Origin of the sequence: Shewanella ulleungensis (assembly GCF_014648315.1) — a bacterium.
GTDB lineage: Bacteria > Pseudomonadota > Gammaproteobacteria > Enterobacterales > Shewanellaceae > Shewanella > Shewanella ulleungensis.
This window is the reverse complement of the sequence record NZ_BMQW01000003.1, coordinates 274,980-298,007: the sequence shown is the minus strand read 5'-3', so window position 1 is coordinate 298,007 and position 23,028 is coordinate 274,980. Positions and strand designations below refer to the sequence as shown.

At 41.2% G+C, this 23,028-nt stretch carries 20 protein-coding genes; 10 read left to right on the top strand and 10 right to left on the bottom strand.

Going from position 1 to position 23,028, the window contains the following annotated elements; all coding sequences use genetic code 11:
• Window positions 1–99: 99 nt before the first annotated feature.
• A complete protein-coding gene (gene rne / locus IEY40_RS08050) occupies window positions 100–3,483 on the top strand; it encodes a ribonuclease E (protein WP_188955005.1) in 3,384 nt (1,127 codons plus the stop codon).
• A 377-nt stretch (window positions 3,484–3,860) separates the two neighbouring features.
• On the opposite strand, the gene IEY40_RS08045 is transcribed toward rne, so the two are convergent.
• The gene (locus IEY40_RS08045) at window positions 3,861–4,778 is read right to left on the bottom strand and encodes a bifunctional methionine sulfoxide reductase B/A protein (protein ID WP_188955003.1); all 918 of its coding nucleotides are present in this window, start codon (window positions 4,776–4,778) and stop codon (window positions 3,861–3,863) included.
• Window positions 4,779–4,935: 157 nt separating this feature from the next.
• Between IEY40_RS08045 and IEY40_RS08040 the strand changes: the two genes are divergently transcribed.
• Together IEY40_RS08040 and ylqF are read left to right on the top strand one after the other, a co-directional pair.
• The gene (locus tag IEY40_RS08040; RefSeq protein WP_188955001.1) at window positions 4,936–5,775 is read left to right on the top strand and encodes an isopenicillin N synthase family dioxygenase; all 840 of its coding nucleotides are present in this window, start codon (window positions 4,936–4,938) and stop codon (window positions 5,773–5,775) included.
• A gap of 178 nt (window positions 5,776–5,953) precedes the next feature.
• Complete coding sequence (gene ylqF / locus IEY40_RS08035; RefSeq protein ID WP_188954999.1) at window positions 5,954–6,895, top strand: ribosome biogenesis GTPase YlqF; 942 nt, start codon at window positions 5,954–5,956, stop codon at window positions 6,893–6,895.
• A 60-nt stretch (window positions 6,896–6,955) separates the two neighbouring features.
• On the opposite strand, the gene IEY40_RS08030 is transcribed toward ylqF, so the two are convergent.
• The gene (locus tag IEY40_RS08030) at window positions 6,956–7,450 is read right to left on the bottom strand and encodes a low molecular weight protein-tyrosine-phosphatase (protein ID WP_229777049.1); all 495 of its coding nucleotides are present in this window, start codon (window positions 7,448–7,450) and stop codon (window positions 6,956–6,958) included.
• Between the two features lie 142 nt (window positions 7,451–7,592).
• The gene (locus IEY40_RS08025) at window positions 7,593–8,441 is read right to left on the bottom strand and encodes a DNA ligase (protein ID WP_188954997.1); all 849 of its coding nucleotides are present in this window, start codon (window positions 8,439–8,441) and stop codon (window positions 7,593–7,595) included.
• A gap of 182 nt (window positions 8,442–8,623) precedes the next feature.
• Here IEY40_RS08025 and IEY40_RS08020 point away from each other — a divergent pair, with 182 nt between their 5' ends.
• A complete protein-coding gene (locus IEY40_RS08020; protein ID WP_188954995.1) occupies window positions 8,624–8,992 on the top strand; it encodes a diacylglycerol kinase in 369 nt (122 codons plus the stop codon).
• Window positions 8,993–9,071: 79 nt separating this feature from the next.
• Here the strand turns inward: IEY40_RS08020 and hdfR are convergent, their stop codons facing one another.
• Complete coding sequence (hdfR, locus tag IEY40_RS08015; RefSeq protein ID WP_188954993.1) at window positions 9,072–9,944, bottom strand: HTH-type transcriptional regulator HdfR; 873 nt, start codon at window positions 9,942–9,944, stop codon at window positions 9,072–9,074.
• Window positions 9,945–10,052: 108 nt separating this feature from the next.
• Here hdfR and IEY40_RS08010 point away from each other — a divergent pair, with 108 nt between their 5' ends.
• From IEY40_RS08010 to IEY40_RS08000, 3 genes are all read left to right on the top strand, one after another.
• Window positions 10,053–10,481: a MaoP family protein gene (locus IEY40_RS08010; RefSeq protein ID WP_188954991.1), complete on the top strand. Its 429-nt coding sequence runs from the start codon at window positions 10,053–10,055 to the stop codon at window positions 10,479–10,481.
• 442 nt (window positions 10,482–10,923) lie between these two features.
• The gene (locus IEY40_RS08005; RefSeq protein WP_188954989.1) at window positions 10,924–11,835 is read left to right on the top strand and encodes a hypothetical protein; all 912 of its coding nucleotides are present in this window, start codon (window positions 10,924–10,926) and stop codon (window positions 11,833–11,835) included.
• Between the two features lie 136 nt (window positions 11,836–11,971).
• Entirely contained in the window at window positions 11,972–12,997 is a 1,026-nt protein-coding gene (locus IEY40_RS08000; protein WP_188954987.1) for a GGDEF domain-containing protein, read from the top strand.
• Between the two features lie 78 nt (window positions 12,998–13,075).
• On the opposite strand, the gene bioD is transcribed toward IEY40_RS08000, so the two are convergent.
• The 4 genes from bioD to bioB are packed head-to-tail and all read right to left on the bottom strand — an operon-like array spanning window position 13,076 to window position 16,855.
• A complete protein-coding gene (gene bioD, locus IEY40_RS07995) occupies window positions 13,076–13,813 on the bottom strand; it encodes a dethiobiotin synthase (RefSeq protein ID WP_428848170.1) in 738 nt (245 codons plus the stop codon).
• Between the two features lie 4 nt (window positions 13,814–13,817).
• On the bottom strand, window positions 13,818–14,582 hold the full coding sequence (locus tag IEY40_RS07990; RefSeq protein WP_188954985.1) for a methyltransferase domain-containing protein: 765 nt from the start codon (window positions 14,580–14,582) through the stop codon (window positions 13,818–13,820).
• Between the two features lie 20 nt (window positions 14,583–14,602).
• The gene (locus IEY40_RS07985; RefSeq protein ID WP_188954983.1) at window positions 14,603–15,757 is read right to left on the bottom strand and encodes an aminotransferase class I/II-fold pyridoxal phosphate-dependent enzyme; all 1,155 of its coding nucleotides are present in this window, start codon (window positions 15,755–15,757) and stop codon (window positions 14,603–14,605) included.
• 45 nt (window positions 15,758–15,802) lie between these two features.
• Window positions 15,803–16,855, bottom strand: a complete 1,053-nt coding sequence (gene bioB / locus IEY40_RS07980; RefSeq protein ID WP_188954981.1) for a biotin synthase BioB — start codon at window positions 16,853–16,855, stop codon at window positions 15,803–15,805.
• A 114-nt stretch (window positions 16,856–16,969) separates the two neighbouring features.
• Here bioB and bioA point away from each other — a divergent pair, with 114 nt between their 5' ends.
• The gene (bioA, locus tag IEY40_RS07975) at window positions 16,970–18,304 is read left to right on the top strand and encodes an adenosylmethionine--8-amino-7-oxononanoate transaminase (protein WP_188954979.1); all 1,335 of its coding nucleotides are present in this window, start codon (window positions 16,970–16,972) and stop codon (window positions 18,302–18,304) included.
• Window positions 18,305–18,362: 58 nt separating this feature from the next.
• On the opposite strand, the gene IEY40_RS07970 is transcribed toward bioA, so the two are convergent.
• Window positions 18,363–19,256, bottom strand: coding sequence for a LysR family transcriptional regulator ArgP (locus tag IEY40_RS07970; RefSeq protein ID WP_188954977.1), 894 nt, complete (start codon window positions 19,254–19,256; stop codon window positions 18,363–18,365).
• A 158-nt stretch (window positions 19,257–19,414) separates the two neighbouring features.
• Between IEY40_RS07970 and IEY40_RS07965 the strand changes: the two genes are divergently transcribed.
• Entirely contained in the window at window positions 19,415–20,029 is a 615-nt protein-coding gene (locus tag IEY40_RS07965; RefSeq protein WP_188954975.1) for a LysE/ArgO family amino acid transporter, read from the top strand.
• A 56-nt stretch (window positions 20,030–20,085) separates the two neighbouring features.
• Here the strand turns inward: IEY40_RS07965 and IEY40_RS07960 are convergent, their stop codons facing one another.
• Window positions 20,086–20,625 carry an Lrp/AsnC family transcriptional regulator gene (locus IEY40_RS07960; protein WP_188954973.1) on the bottom strand — a complete coding sequence of 180 codons (540 nt, stop codon included), beginning with the start codon at window positions 20,623–20,625 and terminating at the stop codon, window positions 20,086–20,088.
• A gap of 221 nt (window positions 20,626–20,846) precedes the next feature.
• Here IEY40_RS07960 and IEY40_RS07955 point away from each other — a divergent pair, with 221 nt between their 5' ends.
• A complete protein-coding gene (locus tag IEY40_RS07955; protein ID WP_188954971.1) occupies window positions 20,847–23,006 on the top strand; it encodes a TonB-dependent receptor in 2,160 nt (719 codons plus the stop codon).
• Window positions 23,007–23,028: the final 22 nt, after the last annotated feature.

Genomic DNA, 23,028 nt, shown 5'->3' with positions numbered 1-23,028 from the left:
TTGCCTGGAGCTAACCGTGAGGTTACACCGATTAATTCAGGCCCGTAATGCAGAAAGATCGTGTTGTTTGATGACCTCATTTAGAAGAATCACGTCATCATGAAACGTATGTTAATTAATGCAACTCAATCAGAAGAGTTGCGTGTTGCCCTTGTAGACGGGCAACAGCTGTATGATCTAGATATCGAAAGTCCAGGTCACGAACAGAAAAAATCAAATATCTATAAAGGTAAAATCACTCGCGTAGAGCCATCACTTGAAGCGGCATTTGTTGATTATGGCGCAGACCGTCATGGTTTTTTACCCCTTAAAGAAATTGCTCGCGAATACTTCCCTAAAGGTTATTCATTCCAAGGTCGTCCTAACATCAAAGAAGTGGTGCAGGAAGGTCAAGAAGTCATCGTTCAGATTGACAAAGAAGAGCGCGGTAATAAAGGTGCTGCACTGACAACCTTTATCAGTCTTGCTGGTTCATACCTTGTACTCATGCCAAACAATCCTCGTGCTGGCGGTATTTCACGTCGTATCGAAGGTGATGAACGTACAGAGTTAAAAGAAGCCATCTCTGAACTTGAAGTACCAAATGGCATGGGCTTAATCGTTCGTACTGCTGGTGTCGGTAAAGAATCAACAGAACTGAAGTGGGACTTAAAAGTACTACAGCACCACTGGGACGCCATTCAAGAAGCCGCTCAAAGTAAAGCAGCGCCATTCTTAATTCACCAAGAAAGCAACGTGATTGTGCGTGCTATTCGTGACTATTTACGTCGTGATGTTGGTGAAATCCTCATCGATCACCCACGTATTTTTGAAGAAGCTAAACTACATATCGGTTTAGTTCGTCCTGACTTCGTTGAACGAGTCAAACAATATGATTCAGAAGTACCATTATTTACTCACTTCCAAATCGAGTCTCAAATAGAGTCAGCATTCCAGCGTGAAGTGCGCTTACCGTCAGGTGGTTCAATTGTAATCGACCCAACAGAAGCATTAACGTCTATCGATATCAACTCTGCTCGCGCTACTAAAGGTGGTGATATTGAAGAGACTGCACTAAATACAAACCTTGAAGCGGCTGACGAAATTGCTCGCCAACTACGCCTGCGTGACTTAGGTGGTTTAGTTGTTATCGACTTTATCGACATGACCCCCGTGCGTCATCAACGTGAAGTTGAAAATCGTATGCGTGATGCTGTGCATCATGACCGTGCTCGTGTTCAATTAGGTCGTATTTCACGCTTTGGTTTAATGGAGATGTCACGTCAACGCCTACGCCCTTCACTTGAAGAGTCAGCAGCACATTTATGCCCACGTTGTCATGGTCAAGGCACTATTCGTAGTACCGAATCTTTAGCATTATCGATTTTACGTTTAATGGAAGAAGAAGCCATTAAAGAAAACACCACTCAAATCGAAGCTATCGTGCCGGTTGATGTGGCGGCATTCTTACTAAACGAAAAACGCAAAGCGATCCGCATTACTGAAGAGCGTCATGAAGTTGAAGTGTACATCATTCCAGATGCACATATGCAAACGCCAGAATATCGTGTCGTTCGTCGTAAAAGTGATGATGAGGTTAGCGAATCAAGCTACAAGCGCGTTGAAAAACCATCATCAAAATTATATGAACCTCGTAAACTGGAGCGTGCCGCATCACCAGAACCTGCTTTAAAAGGTTTTGCTGCACCACAAAAAACGGCACCAGCTGAAACGGCTCCAACGCCGGTCCCAGCAGCTAAAGCCCCTGTTGCTACAGCGCCATCTCAGCCAGGATTCTTTGCTCGTATCGTCTCAGCAATTAGTGCACTGTTTGCAACTAGCGACAGTGAAACCAATGAAACTAAACCTGCTACGCCAGCAAAAGATACATCACAGACTAATAATCGTCGTCCACGTCGCAATGACAGCCGTAACGATAGTGCTAATCGCAACACCAGCCGTAACGACAGCCGTCGTCAACGTAATGACAGCGATAAGCCAAAAGATGGCACAGAGCCACGTACACGTAACAAGCGCAATGATCGTAATAGCAAAAATAATACTCCGGACGATAACGCTAAGAACAAACCACGTAATGAAAAAGCAGAAACACCATTAGCGCAAACTAATGAACCTAAAGCTGCCGATACCAATACAGAAAAGTCTCCTAAACAAGAAGCTGCACGTGAGCGTCGTCAACGTCGCAATATGCGCCGTAAGGTTCGTATTGAAAACGAACAAACTGATGATACTGCCGTAAAAGCAACTGATACTAACGACAAAGCAGTTGTTGTTAATACAGCAGAAACCAAAGCTGTAGAGCCTAAGGTAGCTGAAGAAAAATCAGAAACTAGAGCACAACGCAGTCGTCGCCAGCCACGTAAAGACAGAAGCGAACAATCGCAATCGAATGAAGCGCAAGCTAAAAACGATACTGCACCATCAGACAGTGCTGATAAAGCAGTAGAATCAGCACCACAAACAAAGATAGATTCGGTTAAAGCTGATGCCACTGAAGTGCTAGTTGAAGCTAATGTAGCTAAAACAGAGCAAACAACGGCGACAAGTGAAACGGTCAAAGAAAGCAATAATAGTGACGCACCAGTTGCCGTTGAAAACACCGAAACTGTTGAAGCTACTGATGACAACGATGCGGATGCATCTGACGACGCAAAAGCCGACGGCCGTGAAGGCCAACGTCGTAGCCGTCGAAGCCCTCGTCACCTTAGAGCTGCGGGTCAACGTCGTCGTCGTGATGATAGCGACACAACTCAACAAGCTGTATTTACCTCTGTTGATGAGTTAGAAAAACAGTTAGATGCTGAACAATCACAAGATAAGGTATCAGTAAAGCAAGCAAACGATGACACTGCGGAAGCAAATGCTGAAACAACTGTTAAGCCGGTAACTGAAACACAAGCTGAAGCTCCAGTAGTAGATACGAAAACTGAAGCACCAGCACCTGTTGATAAGCAAAAGTTTGAGACCGTGGTTGAAGCTCCGGTGGTTGAACCGATTGCAGAGAAAACGGCTGAAGCTCCTAAAGCTGTAGAGCCTAAAACAGAACCCGTCGCGATAGCAGCGCCTGAAGTAGTTGACGTGCTTAAGGCTGATGTTGCACCTGAAGTAGCTAAAGTTGAAGTGGTTCAGGAAACCGTTAACTCTGAGCCACAAGCAAATGTTGCCCGTGAAAAAGCAGTAGCATCAAATGCATCGGCACCAATGGCCAAACCTGCGGCTATGGTACGTCAAGTTAAAGCTGAAACAGTAACTGACGTGAAACCAGATGTTAGCGCACCGGTTGAAGCAACGCCAAAAGCACCAGCTAAAGCCAGTCGTTTTGGTTCAATGGTATCTTCAGATATGACTAAACCTACGGTTGATGTTCGCGAACAACAGGCTGTACCACAAGGTCGCGCTTATGAAGCGCAAGCTGAAACCAACGCACCTAAAGTTGCAATGGGTAACAGTGCATCATCTGATATGGCTCGCCCTGGTAAGTAATATCATAAGGAGTGATTACACTTCTTAACTATAAAGCCATGCTTAGCATGGCTTTTTTATTGGGTTATTTTTAGTTAAGCGGCGCTGTTTGCTCGTATTGATATGCACATAGTTGCAATCATATTCGCAATAGATAAAAAACTAAGCTGCTGTTGAAGGGAGTCGTCTTGGGACTATAATTGATTGTCATCGGATAAGTAAGTTGACTAACAACACTATAATTCTAGCCAATTAAGTATCATTGCGTGCGCAAACTTAAACGTATCAAACACAAAGTTATAGTGTTAATAAAGTCCTGTATAAAGCGGCAGTATAAAAATCAAAAAGGGGAAGATTGATGATTCAACCTCCCCCCCTTTTGCATGTTATCTGCGACGTTACTTTTTACGTTTATCAGCAAATTTGCTCATTACTTTATCAAATTTCGGTTTTACCACTAGCTGACAATACGGTTGTTCGCCATGTTTAGCAAAGTAATCATCATGATAATTCTCTGCCGGATAAAATGTGTCAAACGCACTAATTTGAGTCACGATAGGATTAGGCCAGATCCCTTGCGCAGTTAATTGCTTGATATACGCATTAGCTAAGTCAACTTGTTCGCTATTATGCGCAAAAATAACCGAACGATATTGTGGTCCTTTATCATTACCTTGTTGGTTTAATGTCGTCGGATTATGACTTTCAAATAACACGCTTAGTAGTGTTTCAAAATGAATAACCGCAGGATCAAACTCAATGTGAACCACTTCAGCGTGCCCTGTGCGCCCTGAACATACCGCGTGGTAATTTGCCTCTTTTGCATCTCCGCCACAGTACCCTGATTTAACACTTATCACGCCCTCAAGCTGAGCAAAAATGGCTTCAACACACCAAAAGCAGCCCGCACCAAAAGTCGCTTTTTGAATTTGGTTAGGAGCCGAATCAGACATGTTTAATTCATCTATTGATTTGAACACCATCGACACCGAATTTACGCAATGACGTACATTTTTATCCGTCAATAATTCACCTTCAAATACATGGCCTAAATGTCCACCACATTGATCACAGGTAATTTCGACTCGACGCCCATCGGCATCAGGAGTACGCTTAACAGCACCCGCTATCTCATCGTCAAATGCTGGCCAGCCACAATGAGCGTTAAACTTATGTTCGCTTTTGTACAAAGGTGCAAAACATTTTTTACAGCAATAAACGCCATGAGCATCATGATCGACGTACTCACCACTAAAAGGACGCTCTGTGCCTTTTTGCTCAATAACGTATTTTTCAAATTCGGTTAGATTATTCATTGTTCGTTCTCACTGATTTTTTGCCGCATTGGTAAATAATACGCGTGATCAATAGCATCAGTTCAACCAATACTCTTTGAATACGTGCAAATAATTGCGACAAAGTGTGACTAAGGTTACCATTAGCGTGGGTCAACACACTAATAAGAAATATATAATGAAACTTAATACAATTGATTATTTAGCACCAGATAGTGCAGAGCGCTTTGTCGAGTCACTTCGCGAAACAGGTTTTGGGGTATTATCAAATCACCCAATTCAAAAACAACTTGTCGAAGATATCTACAAAGAATGGTACGAATTCTTTCAATCAGAACAAAAACACGATTTTTTGTTCAATGCTGAAACTCATGATGGTTTCTTCCCTGCTTCAATATCAGAAACAGCCAAAGGCAACACAGTAAAAGATATCAAAGAATATTATCATGTGTATCCTTGGGGCCGCATTCCTGATTCACTGAAAGAAAATATCCTTGCATATTATGAACACGCAAATACGTTAGCATCAGAACTGCTTGGTTGGATAGAGAAGCATACCCCAGCAGATGTTGCCGCCAAGTTTTCAATACCCTTGCCAGACATGATTGCCGAAAGCCAAAAAACCTTACTGCGTATTTTACATTATCCGCCTATGAAGGGTGATGAAGAAATGGGAGCAATCCGCGCGGCAGCACATGAAGACATTAATTTAATTACTTTATTACCTGCAGCAAATGAGCCTGGTTTACAAGTTAAAACTAAAACCGGTGAATGGATAGATGTGCCAAGTGACTTTGGTAGCATCATTATTAATATTGGTGACATGCTACAAGAAGCCTCTGGCGGTTACTTCCCCTCTACTTCACATCGCGTAATTAACCCTGAAGGTACTGACAAAACCAAGTCACGTATTTCATTACCTTTGTTTTTACATCCTAATCCCGATGTAGTGCTGTCAGAGCGTTATACTGCTGACAGTTACTTAATGGAAAGATTACGTGAGTTAGGAGTCATTTAACTTTATACGGTTAAATAACATTAAGACTAAGCGCCATTAGGCGCTTTTTTTATGTTTTTACTAAGCTAGTAAAGGTACAATACGGCCTTTATATTATTTGATTAAATATTCAATTATTTACTCAAATAAGTTACTCAAATAAGTTACTCGAACAAGCATTCGGTTATAAGGCAACATCATGGCAATTCAGTGGTATCCAGGACACATGCACAAAGCACGTAAAGAGATTGAAGAGGCTATGCCTCAGGTCGATCTTGTTATTGAAGTGCTTGATGCACGCATTCCCTACAGCAGTGAAAACCCAATGGTGTCACAACTTCGTGGCGATAAACCGTGCATTAAATTACTCAATAAATCAGATTTAGCCGATCCAGCGGTGACAGAACGTTGGATTGAATACCTCGAGCGTGAACAAGGGGTGAAAGCCTCAGCTATTACAACCTTGCAGCCCGGTATGGTGAGAAGTATTCCAGATATTTGCCGTAAATTAGTGCCTCATCGCGATGTGATGGAAAAAGACATTCGCACTATGATTATGGGTATTCCAAACGTAGGTAAATCAACCATCATCAATACCTTAGCAGGTCGCACTATCGCCAAAACAGGTAATGAACCTGCAGTGACCAAAACCCAACAACGCATTAATTTACGTAATGGTATTGTGCTTTCTGACACTCCAGGGATTTTATGGCCAAAAGTCGATAACGAAGCCAGCAGTTATCGTCTTGCCGTAACTGGCGCCATTAAAGATACGGCCATGGAGTATGAAGATGTGGCAATGTTTGCCGCAGAGTACTTCTTAAAAGCTTATCCAGAAGCTATTTGTGAACGTTATAAGCTCAGCTCTTTACCTGATACAGACATAGGCTTACTAGAGGCCATTGCCAACTCACGCGGTGCGTTGCGTCCAGGTGGGCGTATTGATTACCATAAAGTGTCTGAATTGTTATTACACGATTATCGCTCTGGACGTATTGGTCTATTAAGCTTAGAAACACCTGAGATGGCAGAAGCTGAAAAAATCGAAGTCGCACGAGTGTTAGCAGAAAAAGAAGCAATAAAGCAGCAAAAAATTGAGCAAGAAAAACTAAAGCGCTCAGGTAAACGCCACAACGACTAATCTTTACCTTTATCGCAAAAATCTAGAATATAGCTAATCACGATTAAACGGGGTAACTGCTTACCCCGCTTTAGCGAGTACCAATTGTTTAGCTAATTCAGCAAGACTAATCTCGAGTAAATCGATAACCAACTCAAATCCCCTGTCACCACCATAATATGGGTCTGGCACCTCCCTTACGCCACCACCCACAAAAGACAAAATCAAGCGGATTTTATATTGTAAATGCGCAGGACATCGTGAGTATAAATCGATTAAATTGGCTTCATCTGCGACTAAAATCAAATCAAATACCTCAAAATCATTGTCGACCACTTGCCTGGCTTTCATACCTGAAAAATCTAAACCACGTTTTCGACCCGCTAACATACTGCGTGTATCAGGTGCGTTTCCTTGATGAAACGCTATTGTTCCTGCCGAGTCTATCTTCAGCGATAAACCGTGTAGTGTAGCTTGCTGCTTAAATACAGCCTCTGCTGTAGGGGAGCGACAAATATTCCCCATACACACAAATAGTACTGACGAGACGTTGGCTAAATTAGTTATATCGTTCATGACCCTTACCTGCTGGTTTATCTTCGAGGTTGATGTATTTTCGAGATTGATATAGCTCAGGTGGATGTTTATCGATTCACGTTTAGAAATGATATTTTTTGCAAATAACGTGATGGTCCTTCACCTTCAATAATACCCAGCACTATTGAGCGGGTCGCTCGCGCAAAAAAGTCGCAAAACGTGGTGTCCCTTTTTGGGTAAAGCCTAAATATTGATAAGTAATAGTTGCACCGATAGCGGGTGGAGATAGTCTTTGTTTGTCACTGAGCCCACTGCCAATATTAAACACCTTTCCTTGAGGCGTTTTAACCGTTAAAGCACCTAGTTGACCTGTGTATTTTCCTTTGCCTGCGGTGTGACCAATCACCAAGGCTTCTGCATCATATTTAGGTTTTAACTTTACAATATACTGACTTCGCCCAACGGTATAAAAAGCATGCCGATAATGTAACATTAACCCTTCCCCTCCAGCATTTACTACACGATCAAGCTCAGAAAATAACGCATTATTATCTGCAAATGTTAGTTGAGCTATGACCTTTAAGTGTGTTGAGTCCGCCTCTTGTACCAGTTGTTGCATCTCCTTATACCGTTGTTCAAAGGTGCCATTATATTGCGGTAAATCAAACATCATAAATGAGACAGATTGCCACTCTTGTACTTGAGTATGTTGCCGACGAACTAATGCAGAGATTTGCTCAAATTGCTCACGACCTAACCATAACTCGCCATCAATAGGGTACTCAGGAAACCCTTGGGTAAAATTAGTTGGCAAGTTAACGATGCGGCCACTTTTAGTTAGCATCTGTTTACCCGTCCAATATCCCCGAACCCCATCTAATTTTTCGCTCACAAGGTAATCGGTTACAGCTAAGTCTGGAGCATAGTGACTAGCAAGTTGAATTTCAGGCTTAAAAAGCACCTCACTTTGGCACAGCATACTGGTTATCAATAACAGGGCTGAAAATACAGAAAAATAAACACGTAACATAAGCAATCCTTGCATAATAGCTTGAGCCTCATGGCAAGCTAAAGCCTAGTACAACTCGTATAAAAGTGCACATATACCCAACCAAGCAAAAGATGCTCGATTGGGTATATACCTAAAAATACTGGCAACGGTAGGCGTGAATGTTACAATCAAAACAAAGTGCATAAAAAGAAATAAAAATAATGAAACCAGTAAATAATCATGGCCTTAAACGCGTATTTAGAGCAACAGGATTCTCATTAAAAGGCTTAAAAGCCGCATGGGAAAATGAAGCGGCATTTAGGCAAGAAGCTGTGTTGGCCATAGTCATGTTGCCGATCGCCCTACTCGTAAATATCAGCACATCAGAACGAATATTATTGATCATGACCCTCATGATTGTCTTGATTGTTGAATTACTTAATTCAGCCATTGAAGCAGTAGTGGATCGTGTCGGTGATGAAATTCATCCACTAAGTGGTCAAGCCAAAGACATTGCGTCTGCGGCTGTATTTCTCAGTTTAGCCATGTGCGCTATTACTTGGGCAATGGTCCTAATACCATTAGTTTAAAAAATCTAAAACACTCTAAATTTAATAAGAATATAAGCTTAGGTGTCTCCATATATTCTCTAAGCTTTTATTCACTTTGTTAATCAACAAGTGGTTTATTTTTAATGGTTAATTCATTAGACAGTATATCAATGGCTTGTTCAATATAAGACTGCCTTTCATTTTCCGCCCAGTACGCCGCATACACATTACGGGTAATGCTGCTTGCCCCTTCAACAACAAATAACGCTTTGTTGGTTAAATAAGGCTGAACAAGCACTTCTGGTAAAAACGCGCAACCGCCATTATTCAGTATAAAATCCAATGCCATTCTGGCAGAACTGGTGTGCAATACCGGCATTGGAAGCATAGTGTATTCTTGAGCATGAGTGATATTAAACGCAGTGCCCCAATCAACTTTGATGTAAGGAATACTTGAGGTTTGCGCCAAACTAAGATTGTGTTGTTTTGCAACTAACACTAATTTGATTTGTGTCAGCTTCACCAACTCTAACTCATCGAGTTTTGGAGGATCAAAGCTAATGGCTATGTCCAAACTGCGTTCAATAAGCTGGCGCGTCATAACAGAACCCGACAATACGTCTGTACGCAAAGACACACCGTCTAAACCAAGGTGAAGTGGTTGTAAATAGGGTTGTAAATACGCATCCCAAATATTGTGTCCTGCTGACACAGTTAATTGAGTGCTATGTTTTTGGTTTAAAATAATATCTTGCTTTGCCCTTTCCCACGCATTCAATACTGCTTCGGCATGTCCGAGCATTCGTTCACCGGCTGGTGTAGGTTGAATATTATTGCGTAGACGTTCAAAAAGCTCAACGCCTAGAATACCTTCTAATTGTTTTACCCTAAAGCTGACCGCACTGCGTGTTAAGTAAAGATTTTCAGCAGCCTTACCAAAGTGGCGTGTACGGGAGACTTCTAAGAACGTTTTTAATAAATCTGTATCCATAAAAATTCTTTACCATGAAGGACAAAATATTTTGATTTAAAAATTGATAATACTAGCCAATACTCCAGTTGAAAATCTTTATATCTCATAATCTAGAAGGTATTAGCCATGTCTCAGCAATCATTTGTCAATGCGAAACAAGGTATTGAAGCTCACACCAATGGGTCAAGTGACAGTTTCCGCTCTACTAAACGCTTCTATGATGACGCTAACTTTCCTAAAGGCTTCAAACGCTGCGGTGATTTTACCAGTAAGGAAGCTGACTTGCTTGAACAACATGGTCAAGCAATGAAAAGTTTAGCCGAAGGCAACCAACTGCCGTGCAATGTCGATGAAGACCAATTTGTAAACGTTGCTAAAGGCAATTTACCAGCATCTACAGTAATGGAATTACTGTGGGCTAAATATTGTCGTTTAGCAAAAGGTAAACCTTTTTATGCCGTCGTCGGTACAATTCATACTCCAGCAAGTGCAAAAGTTGAAATTGAATTTGATGACGTTGAAGATGATAGCACTGACACTGATGAATCTGAATAACGCGTATTGAAACCATAAAACAACAAACACAAACGTTAACACCACATTAACATTTCAAGTGAAAGTAGAGCATTTTTACCGCTCTACTTTTTTGTTTTTATCACAAAAACAACCAATCCAGATCCCACTCACTCCTAGACATCATGCAATGACTGCTTTTGTGACAAAAAGGCTGTTTTTAAGCCTTTAAGTTCAAACTACCAGCGAAAACTTGATTTAGTGCAATTTTTCTATACAAATACTTCACATTTAGTTACAAACTGCTAATATAGCTGCTGAACAGTTTGTCCTACTTTTATGTTTGAATTTTATGACGACACATTTTAATCACCCTATGTTGGTTATGTCGTAAGAAAATAAACTCAACCTCAAATACGACAACAGCATCATATGAAGACGCATACCTTGTAACACTAAAACAAATAATAAATGCGGAGTTTCAATGATTAGGCCCCTTTTTTATATTGTCGTGATGCTATTAAGCACTCAAACTGCATACGCAGCGAGTAGCCATAATAGTCACTCAACGTCAGTAATGGATAAATTTGCCCTCGATATTGGGGTATTTTATGCTAACTCAGATTCGAATATGGCTGTTACCAACCCTAAAACAGGCGGATCGTTTCCGATCGATTTCGAAGATGACTTTTTACTCGCAGAAGAACAATATCTCCCCTATTTCGAACTCACCTACTCTTTTAATCAACGTCACAATCTTTTTATCGATTGGAAATCTCTCGACCGAAAAGCCGACAATAATGCCGTTAGCCAAGATTTCATTCTTGAAGATATTGACGGAAAAGATTACCTCATCGAGGTGGGCACTAAACTCAATACAGAATTAAATATTGATATTTTACGTATAAGTTATGGATACGATGTTTGGCAAGGTACTGATTATGCGGTTGGTGTTTCTATTGGATTGCACACCATGTTTGTCGAAACAGTATTTAAAGGCACTATAGGCACTTGCATACCGGACTCATCTCTCACTAGTTTGTGTAACAATGTCGTCGCAACTCCAGAGGTGGTAGATGAAACGCTTACAGCTCCTTTACCTAATGTAGGTGTTTATGGTGCTTATGAGTTTTATCATGGTTGGAACTTTTCGGCACACGCGCAGTATTTCTCAATTAAATATGATGATGTCGATGGCTCATTAATCGATGTACGCTTAGGTGTAGAAACTAAGTTTTGTGACAACTGGTCGTTAAAATTGGCTTATAATTATTATGACGTAGACATCACAATAGAGAAGCAACGTAAGATGAACAACGATGAAATGAGAACCTTCGATCATAAAATCAGTTACAGCTTCACAGGTCCTATGTTTGCCGTTTCGTATGCCTTCTAAGAAACGTTGATGAACACCATAAAAAGCATCTTAGGATGCTTTTTTTGTGATCAGTAAAATGATAATGTCCTATTATTAATTCTATTATATCTAATCACCCTAATGTCTTTTTATCGCCCTATTTATGAGGCAGTTAATGTCTAACACATTATTGCAGACCGCGGCAGCAAATCTGAAAAAAGCAGTGCCGTTAATGCTTAAGTACAGAATCCCCACCACGCCAACCAACTATGCGCTTTGGTATGCTTATGTTGGTGAGCAAAATCCATTGTTAAATCAAGAACTCGATACCGCAATAAAGCAGAATCAAACATGCTCGCCTGTTACCAGTGAGTTGCTATATCGTAAGCATGTGGCCGATCCTGTCGAACTTGATGTACGCGACATGCGTAAAAACTTGGATGCTATGGTATGTGAACTGTCACAATCTCTCAGAGACACAAATTTAGACACTGAAACATTTCAGACTCAAATTGATAAAGACTTCAAGAAATTAAGTGATTTGGAAACCAAAGGCTTTTCGCTTGAGCAAGTCATTGGTGTTGTAAGAAGTATTGTAAAAGAATCCTCTAGCATTCGCTCAAGTACGGTCAGCTTTACTGAGCAATTGCAAAAAGCCCAATCCGAAATTGATACACTCAAAACGCGATTGGCAGAATCTGAAAAAGACATGTTATTTGATGCATTAACCAATGTATTAAACAGGCGCGCTTTTAACCACGATATTGAAGCACAAATTGATTTATCGCCAACAGGTACATGCTTGATTTTAATTGATATCGATCACTTTAAAAACTTTAACGATACCTTCGGCCATCAATTAGGCGACCTAGTCTTAAAAACTGTTGCTAAACGTATTCAGGAAGCGTGTCGAGATGGAATAAAATTGTATCGTTATGGTGGCGAAGAATTTGCCATTATCGTGCCGAGTAGCCAATTGAGAGTCGCAAGACAGTTAGCAGAAGGGATCCGTCGAGCGCTAGAAAAATTGAGCGTAAAAGATAGACGCAGCGATAAAGTGATAGACTCTATCACTGCTTCATTTGGTGTTTCAGAGTGGAAACCAAAACAAAATGTCGGGAACCTAATTGAAGCAACTGACAAGCTATTATACGAGGCAAAGCGTCTTGGCCGTAACCGAGTGATGCCAATTGCCAGTTAATCAATTGAATCACCTATTTTGATTGTTGGTGAGGTTACTCATGATGTTTAATCTCACCAACAAGCTTCATATTAATCACTAACGCTTTGGTAATTGTAGATATCTTGCAGCATTTTCTGCACTCGGTTTTGGCAGATAAGGTACATAACCTAAAAATGGAGCGTGCATCATTTGCTGTAAACTGTCGAGATTCTCGTCAATAAACGCCATATCTGCATCAACCTGATTGGCAACCCAACCAGCAATACATAAACCATCTGCAAGTAGCGCTTCTTGCGTTAACAAAGCATGGTTTAAACAACCTAATTTCATCCCAACAACCAGAATAACTTCAATAGTCGCATTTTTCTTTACTGCTTGAGTCAAGTGAGTATTTTCACTATTCGAGGGTGAAGATTGTAGAAGTTTCGCTTGCAACAATTTAACCGTATCTGACAAATACTCACCATTACCTAACGGCAAGCGCCATCCACCAGCGCCTTCTATCAAGGCAAAGTCTGCATGTAGCATTGCTGGATGAAACATTATATTAAGTACATTTTGCGCACTAAGGCTTAGATTGACTTGCTTGGCTGCAATATGTGGAGCTATTGCTGGTTCAAAGCTAATAGGATTAACTTCTTGATAAGTTAAAGCCATGTTCGATTGTGCCATTAACATCAACGCATCACTATTTCGCAAACCATCTTTAGTCACATCACAACCCGAAGCAATAGGTTTAAAACCGCATTTTTTCCCTTGTGCTTTAACTAACAAAGCGGTGGATATTAGCGTTTTACCACTGTCAGTGTCGGTGCCCGTCACAAAATACAACATGATACTAGCCTCGCTTAGCGCGGATAAACGCAATTTGATAAGTTAATGGAATGCCTTTATCGGTACGCATAGTTTCAGCAAGTGCAATACGTTGCTGCCATTGTTGCTTAGTGAGCGGAGGATGTTGCGTTACATTGTTTTCGTCTTGTTGAGCAAACGACGCACCCACGCCTTTTATTGAATAAAGCAAGCTGCGCAAATCATCAAAATACACCCTAATACTCTCGACCTGAATATCAATATTTAACCAATTGTTTGGTGAATATTGAGATGAGATAAACGCAGCCTTAAGTGCCGATACCGAATTAAACTGATTCACTCTAAAGCCCAATGTTTTTAATTCAGCCAAGCTACCATCAACAACCACACTGAGATGGCATTCGCCACGGGGTCGCAATACTCGATGAAACTCAACAAACGCTTGGGGTAAGTTTTGGCACCATTGCAAGGCTAAGTTGGAATAGATACTGTCGATAGCAGCGCTTTGCAATCCAAGTACCTGCGCATCACTGCAAATAGGCAAATAATCGGGATGTTGCTCAGACAATTGCTTAAGCATGCCATGAGCGATATCAACAGCCACAACTTGCTTAACGTCATTACAAGCATTAAAACTCGTACCAGGGCCAGCTCCTACATCAAGTAAGGTGCCACATAGATGTGCACGGCCTAATAATTGCTTAGCCGTAATACGTTGTAATACATCATGTTGCTTGTAATGAGATGCGGCGATTGAAAACTTATTTGCCACGGGATTATCTAACGTCATGAGAGTCTCATCGATACAATTTATTTAGTCACGGCTTGCGGTGCTAATGCACCTTGCTTTGCATCAGTGTACTGGTGAATAAGCTGAGTTAAGGTGTTCACGAGTGATTGAATATCAGCGGCTTTATGCTGTGCATTTAAAGTAATACGCAGACGCGCTTGACCTTTTGGCACCGTTGGCGAACGAATTGCGCCGACTATAAAGCCTTGTTGTTTTAACTGCTGCGCAATCGCGATAACGTGATGATTATCGCCGATCATAATGGGCTGAATTGCGGTGGTAGACGACGTAATACTGATGTTATTTGCTAATGCAAGTTGTCTAAACAACACAATATTTGCTGTTAACTGTGCCAATAATTCTGGGTGAGTGTGTTGCCAATTAATCGCAGCCAATGTTAGATAAGCATTAGCTGGCGCTAAAGCGGTCGAGTAAATATACTCACGGCAAGTTGCAACCAAGTAATCAATGACCTCTTTTGAGGCTAGAATCGCTGCGCCTTGACACCCTAGTGCTTTACCAAAGGTGACGACTTGAATATCAACTTTATTGGCATTAACAAACGAGCTTGGTAATACCCCAAAACCATGGGCATCATCGACAATAAGCCAACAGCCATGTTGCTTACATAAATCAGATAGCTCAATAATGGGGGCTACATCGCCATCCATACTGAATACACTCTCGGTGACAACGGCTGAATTGGGATTTCGTTCAATAATACGTGCTGCGCTGTTGATGTCATTATGCAAAAAGCGGCTAATTTTACTACCACAGTCTTTTAAGCCATCAATCACTGAGGCGTGCACCAACTTATCGGCAATGACCGTATCATCAGCGTTAAACAAGGTATTCATTAATGCGCTATTAGCACTAAAGCCTGAACTAAACAGCATACAAGCTTGGTGGCCGGTAATCTCACATAAACGTTGTTCCAGCGCCACATGAGCTTGACTATACCCACTCACAAGCGGTGATGCCCGACTACCTACACCATAAGCAGTTGCACCGTCGTAAAGTGCTTGTGCTAACGCTGGTTCGTGGGCTAAACCTAAATAGTCATTATGGCTAAAATCAATCAATGTTGATTGTTGCGTCGTTACCGACACCTGTCGTTGGCGTAACAATCCTGCAGCCTGAAATTCGGCAAGTTCTTTACTTATCCGCAATGTCATTGGATGTTCTCCAATGTCAGGCTGACTGAATGATGTCATATTAGATTACAGCGCTGCGGCATCAAAAAACTGCTTAGTCGATTTATCTTGTTTGGCACTGGCTTTGGCTAACAGTGCACTGTCTGATTCAATGTTAGCTTGCGGGCCTTGCTCTGGATGTAAACCCAAACGACGGAAAAGGCTCATGTCATCATTTTCTTCTGGATTTGGTGTTGTCAGTAACTTACAACCATAGAAAATAGAGTTAGCACCAGCAAAGAAACACATCGATTGCAGTTCATCACTCATATTTTCACGCCCCGCAGACAAACGCACCCGCGACTTAGGCATTAAAATACGTGCAACGGCAATCGTGCGCACAAACTCAAGTGGATCAAGATCATCTAATTTTTCAAACGGTGTGCCCGCTACTTTAACTAACATATTGATTGGCACGGAATCAGGATGTTGCTCTAGGTTTGCCAATTGCTGCAATAATCCAGCACGATCAGTGGCTTTTTCCCCCATACCAACAATCCCGCCTGAACAGACTTTCATACCTGATGCGCGGACGTTTGTTAACGTGTCTAAACGACTTTGATAAGTTCGGGTGGTGATAACATCACCGTAATATTCAGGCGAAGTATCCAAGTTATGGTTGTAGTAATCTAAACCTGCATCGGCCAATTTGTCGGCTTGTTCTGATGATAACATGCCTAATGTCATGCATGTTTCCATGCCTAATGCGCGCACATCTTTAACCATTTGGGTCAAATATGGCATGTCTTTGTCGCGTGGGTTTCGCCAAGCAGCGCCCATACAAAAACGTGATGCTCCAGCGGCTTTTGCACTTTTGGCTTCTGTGAGTACTTTTTCAATTTCAAGTAAACGTTCTTTCTCTAAACCTGTGTCGTAACGTGCGCTTTGTGGGCAGTATTTACAATCCTCAGGGCAAGCACCTGTCTTAATCGACAAAAGGCGGCTGATCTGTACTTCGTTAGGGTCAAACGTCTCACGATGAATACTGTGTGCTTTAAACAGTAAATCATTCATAGGCAATGCAAACAATGCTTCGATTTCAGCTTTTTGCCAATTGTGACGAACTTCAGCTAACGACATGGATCAATCCTTTATTTTGATTTTATGTTGGCTAGGATACCCTGAGCCCGTAAACTGTCAACGCAGCAGACACTTCGCACTATACAAGTGATTAAAAAAAGAGCATCTATAATTATGGCATTTCTAGACACAAATACCACCATCGACTTCGCTTTTGATGCACAACATATTTGGCATCCTTATACCTCTATGACCCAGTCTCTGCCTGTATATGGTGTTGTTTCTGCCCAAGGTTGTGAGCTAACGTTAGACAATGGAAAAGTACTGATCGACGGTACCAGTTCGTGGTGGTCATGTGTACACGGTTACAGTCATCCGACCATTTTAGCCGCTATGCAAAAACAGTTATCACAACTGAGTCATGTGATGTTTGGCGGCATCACCCACCAGCCAGCCATTGAAACCTCAAAACGCTTAGTGCAGATGACCAGCGATAACTTAACTAAGGTTTTCCTGGCTGACTCTGGCTCAATTGCCGTCGAAGTTGCTTTAAAAATGGCATTGCAATATTGGCAGGGGCGCAGCAAGCCGCAAAAACAAAGGATTATGACCGTGAAAAGTGGTTATCACGGCGATACTTTTGCAGCAATGAGTGTATGCGATCCTGACGGTGGCATGCATACTATGTTCGGTAACAACGTCACTAAACAAGTCTTTATTCCTGCACCCACGTCTAAGTTTGATGAACCACTCAATCAAATCGACAATGACGCATTAGAGACGGCCTTTACTCAATACCATCAAGACATTGCCGCTGTGATTATCGAACCTATAATGCAAGGTGCTGGGGCAATGCGTTTTTACTCAGCAGCTTATTTAACCAAATTACGCCAACTTTGCGACCAATACGATGTTCTACTGATTTTAGACGAAATAGCGACCGGATTTGGCCGTACTGGCACCCTATTCGCTTATGAACATGCCAATATCGAAGCTGATATTTTATGTGTAGGTAAAGCCTTAACTGGGGGATATATTAGCCTCGCAGCCACCTTATGCAGTGACGAAGTTGCTAGTGGCATTAGTGACTCACCCGCTGGGGTATTTATGCACGGGCCAACCTTTATGGGTAACCCACTTGCCTGCGCAGCTGCAACCGCCAGTTTAGATTTATTGCTTACGGGCGAGTGGATTCAGCAAGTTAAAGACATTGAAACGCATCTATTACACACCTTGCCTGCTGCGATGAAATCAACACAAGTCAAAGATGTACGAGTACTTGGCAGCGTCGGCGTAATCGAAATGCGTTCGTCAGTAAACACTGCAACCTTGCAAAAAGCGTTTGTTGAGTTAGGCGTATGGGTGAGACCTTTTAGCCGCTATATTTACATTATGCCGCCTTACACTATTACTGAAGAACAGTTAACCCGATTAACCTCTGCAATGCTGGTTGTTGCTGACACAATCGTCCCTAACAAGAATAACCAAACCTTGATTAGTCATGGATAGTGAACACTTTATTCACACAAGCTTGTTTAACCTGAGGCTTAATTGATTTCAGACTGGGTTAATCTAATATCGATTGAGCATGGATAACAATGGCATCTGAGATCTCTTTGTAGACACCTTTAAGTAAAATCCAATGATGCCAGTAAAGGGTTTCTGTGATGATGTGGTCTTTACAAATATGCACTAACTCACCTGACGCTAACTCTGGTTTAATTTGCGTTTTAGGCACTAAACAATAAGCTGCACCATGTTTAGCCATGGTCACAAACGCTTCTGATGAACGAACAGCATGTAACGGGTATTCACCTTGCATCAAACCAAAATGTTGTTGAATATATCGAGTGTGCATATTGTCCTTGTGATCAAACGCAATACCAGGAGCTTTTCTAAGGCTTTCAGCACTAATTCCGTCAGGAAAGTAATGACGACTAAATTCAGGCGATGCAACTAATAGATAGTCAACACAGCCCAAACGAGTTAATTGGCAACCCTTAATTGGTGTCGATTGCACAGAAATGGCACCAAAAGCTTGGCCATCTTTTAATCGATTAATCGTACGTTCTTCACCTTCCATTAATAGATTTATCTCTACCAAATGCGACTTAATCACTGGGGCGATTGCCGGAATAAGCCAAGTAGCGAGGGTGTCTGCATTAGTGGCAATATTCAAAGTTAACGGTGTTTGAGGTGAATGTGGCATCGCACTTGGTAGCAAATCAGCCTCAAGTTGCACGACTTGATAATAATGCTTTAAAAGCTGCTTACCTAAATCAGTAGCTTTAATAGGCTGACTTCTAATGAGTACTGGCTGAGCAAATTGTTGCTCTAACTGTTTAATCCTTTGCGAAACTGCAGATTGTGATAAAAACAAGATATCCGCTGCGCGCTCAAAGCTTTGTTCTTTTATGACACAGCTCAATGCTAGCAGTAACTTATAATCTAATTTGCTCATCATTTTCCCTATTCATTGTATCTGTAAACGCTATCGTAAACAGAATCCAAACACCTTTCATTAGTTTTTCTTATTCTACAGAAAAATTATTAATTTAACTTATATGGTGGGGTCTGATAATTTAGCCACTCTTTACATTATTGGTAAACAGTAAACTCATGACGACTTCTGCATTATTTCAAGGGCTTATTCTCGGATTAGGGATGATTATTCCTATAGGCGCACAAAACTCATACATATTAAGCCAAGGCATAAAGCGTAATCATCATTTTCTAGCGGCAACAATTTGCATGTTGTGTGATGTGTTATTGATTGGCCTTGGTATTTTTGGCGGAGGAAAATTAATCGCCAGTAGTGAATGGTTAATGTTGCTTATAGGTTGGGGAGGCGTATCTTTTTTAGTGGTTTATGCCGCGATATCATTTAAAAGTGTATGGATAAATCAATACTCAGTTGCAACACATATTACGGCGACCACTAGTCGTAAAAAAATTATCGGCACCACCTTTGCCGTGACCCTGCTAAACCCCCATGTATATTTAGATACTGTAATGATCCTAGGCAGTGTGGGAGGCACTTTTGATGGCAACGAAAAATGGGCATTTGCTATTGGTACCATGTTGGCATCAATACTTTGGTTTTACACCATTGCATTTGGTGCAGCTAAACTCGCCCCTTGGCTTGGAACGCCTAACGTACAGCGTTTAATTGACAGTTTAGTAGGCGTTATCATGCTGATAGTGGCTTATTCATTGTTAACCACATTAATATAACATCACAAATAAAAATCCTAATAAATGAACAGTTAACTTGCTGGTGAACTGTTCATTTAAATACTGACTCTTTCAGAAATCATCTCGCCATCAAACTTTTCGTCATCTAACCATTTCAACTTTGATAATGGATAACCTAAAAACCATTTAGCACGTTCAAGCACAATACGAGTTTTGATGTGTTTGATCCTCAAATCAGTTTGGTCACTTAATCCAGAGCAGATTTCATTAAGCTTTTTAAGGTTAGGAAAACAACTTAACGAAATATAATCCACATCACCACTCAATTGCATACAATCCATAATTTCAGGGATTTCGTGAATACGGCTAACAAATCGTCTTCTCGATGGTGCACTATTATCTTCTAAGGTAAATTCAATGTATGCCAACACATGCTCACAAAGCTGATCTAAGTTAATGTCTGCATGTAAATTTCTAAAGTAGCCCGCCTCTTTTAATGCTTTAACTCTCTGAAAACAGGCGCTAGGCGATAAGTTCACTCTTTCAGCTAATTCAATATTGGTTAACGCACCTTCTAGGTGCAAGGTGGATAATATTTTTTTGTTGTAACTGTCAATCTTCAATTTCTTCTTCATTGCATCTACCCACTGAATTTGTGCTACTTCCTATACTGAATCATTGCCAATTAATTTGCAAAAACAAGGTTATTTAATACAAAAGCGCTACAAAATTTTCGAATTTAACCCTAATTACAAAATATTATTTTGCAGACAAAGTCCCAGAATGGTTGTAGATAATTTATTTAACAATTTTATTACGATTACATACGACTAATATAACTTCGAGAGGGAACGCCATGACCCCATATACCCAGACTCTATTTACAAAAAAATCTTTTGTTGCTGCTGCTATCTCAATGGCGATAAGTTCCCCATTATTAGCTGAGGACAACCCATCTCAAGTAGAAACAATTGACACCAGTGGCGTAGAAAGGATCTCTATTACTGCTCGAGGTCGTGTCGAAACCTTACAAAACGTGCCCGATTCCGTTACCGCTTTTAGTGCAGAAATGATTGAGAATCAGCGCATTACTAACTTTCGTGATGTGGCCGATATGACGCCTAATTTGAGCCAATTAGATAATTTTCGCCCGGGGCTTGCTCGCATCACTATACGAGGATTAATTACCCCTCAGGTGGGTGATGCCCCACTCGCCTTTGTCGTAGATGGCGTTACGGCTCCTGATTTAGAATTTATCAATCAAGATTTGGTCGATATAGAACGTATTGAAGTTATGCGGGGTGCTCAAGGCGCGCTATACGGTAAGGGCGCAATTGGCGGTGCAGTGATTGTCACCACAAAAATACCGACAGAAGATATTGAAGGCTCAGTCAAAGGCTCTTATGGTAATGGCAACACCTACAACATGAGTGGAGTGGTATCTGGGTCGCTAAATGAACAAGATAGTGCTTTTTTCCGAGTTGGTGGTTATACCAAAAATAGCGACGGATTAATTGATAATGTCTTCTTAGATGATGAAGCAGATTATATGTCAGAGGACTCAGCGTTTGCACAACTTCAATTTGATTTGTTTGAAGACACAAGCTTAAACCTCAAAGGACGCTATACCACCTCTGATGCGGGATTTGCCTATTATCAGAACGTGTCCGAAGACAGCACAGAAGATTTTGACTTACCGACTTCGCAAAACATTGATAATAATGACCAACGTGATGTTTACGAATTAAGCGCTAAATTAACCCAAGAGTACGATTTAGGCACATTTGACTTTATCACTGCATATAGCGGATCAGAAAACGAACATTTTTATGATGGAGATTACTCCGCTGATGCCACATTCATTGATGAAGATGGCTTTTTTAGAGCACCATTTGCCACCGAAGGGCTGTATGACATTGAATCATTCACTATCGAGTCACGCTTTACCTCTCGTGGCGATCAAGCTTTAAGATGGGCTGTTTCTGCTTTTTATCAAGATAAACAACGCGACAACACCATTAACTTCTTTGATGATTTTGCCGGTGATACCGCACAGTCTCGCTCAGACTTTAATGACGATAGCCTGTTTTTCACCATTGCTGACAAAAATAGCAGCAAAGCATGGGCCCTGTCTGGACAAACTAACTACGATATTACGGACAAACTCGAGTTAACCACCGCATTACGCTACGACGAAGACAAGCGTGAATCCTATGACCCAAGCGCGCGTGATGACACCTTTGCTAAAAATACATTTAGCCAATGGCAGCCTAAAGCAACACTTGCCTATCAAGCAACCGATGACTTATTGCTATACGCTGGTTATTCAAAAGGTTTTAGAAGCGGCGGTTTTAATGAACCCGCAGAGGGCATTAGCCGCTCATTTGACCAAGAAGTGTCAGACAGTTATGAAACTGGCTTTAAATCGAGTTTATTTGATGACCGCTTAACCCTAAATGGCGCAGTGTTCTGGATAGATCAGTCAAATGCACAAATCACTCAATTTAATGTCGACACATTTACCCTAGAAAACCTGTCTATCGATAAAGTTGAAACAAAAGGTATTGAACTCGAAGCAGATCTTGCAGTAACCGATAACTTAGATCTGCGTTTCAGTGCAGGTATTGTCGACTCTGAAATCAAAGAGTTTGACCGTCAGCCAGAACTGGTCGGATACACGCAGTTTTATGTCGCCGATTACAACTATGCACTGTCGATGAATCACCACTATCAACTCAATGGTGAGTGGGCGTTATTGTCACGCGCTGATATTCAAGTTGTTGGACCGCAATCATTTTCTATCGATATCGCAGACATTCGTTCATCATCTTCAACTACATTAAATCTCGGTGTTGGGATTAAATCTGAACAATGGACAATTCAAGCTTATGTAGACAACCTCACTGATGAGCGAAGCATAGAAGACTTATTCATGGTTGCTGACGGTGTCACAGATCTTGCTCGTCAACCCAATAAACCGCGTAGCTTTGGTATAGAAGCCATTTACAACTTCTAAGCAATCTACTTGGGGTTTAATG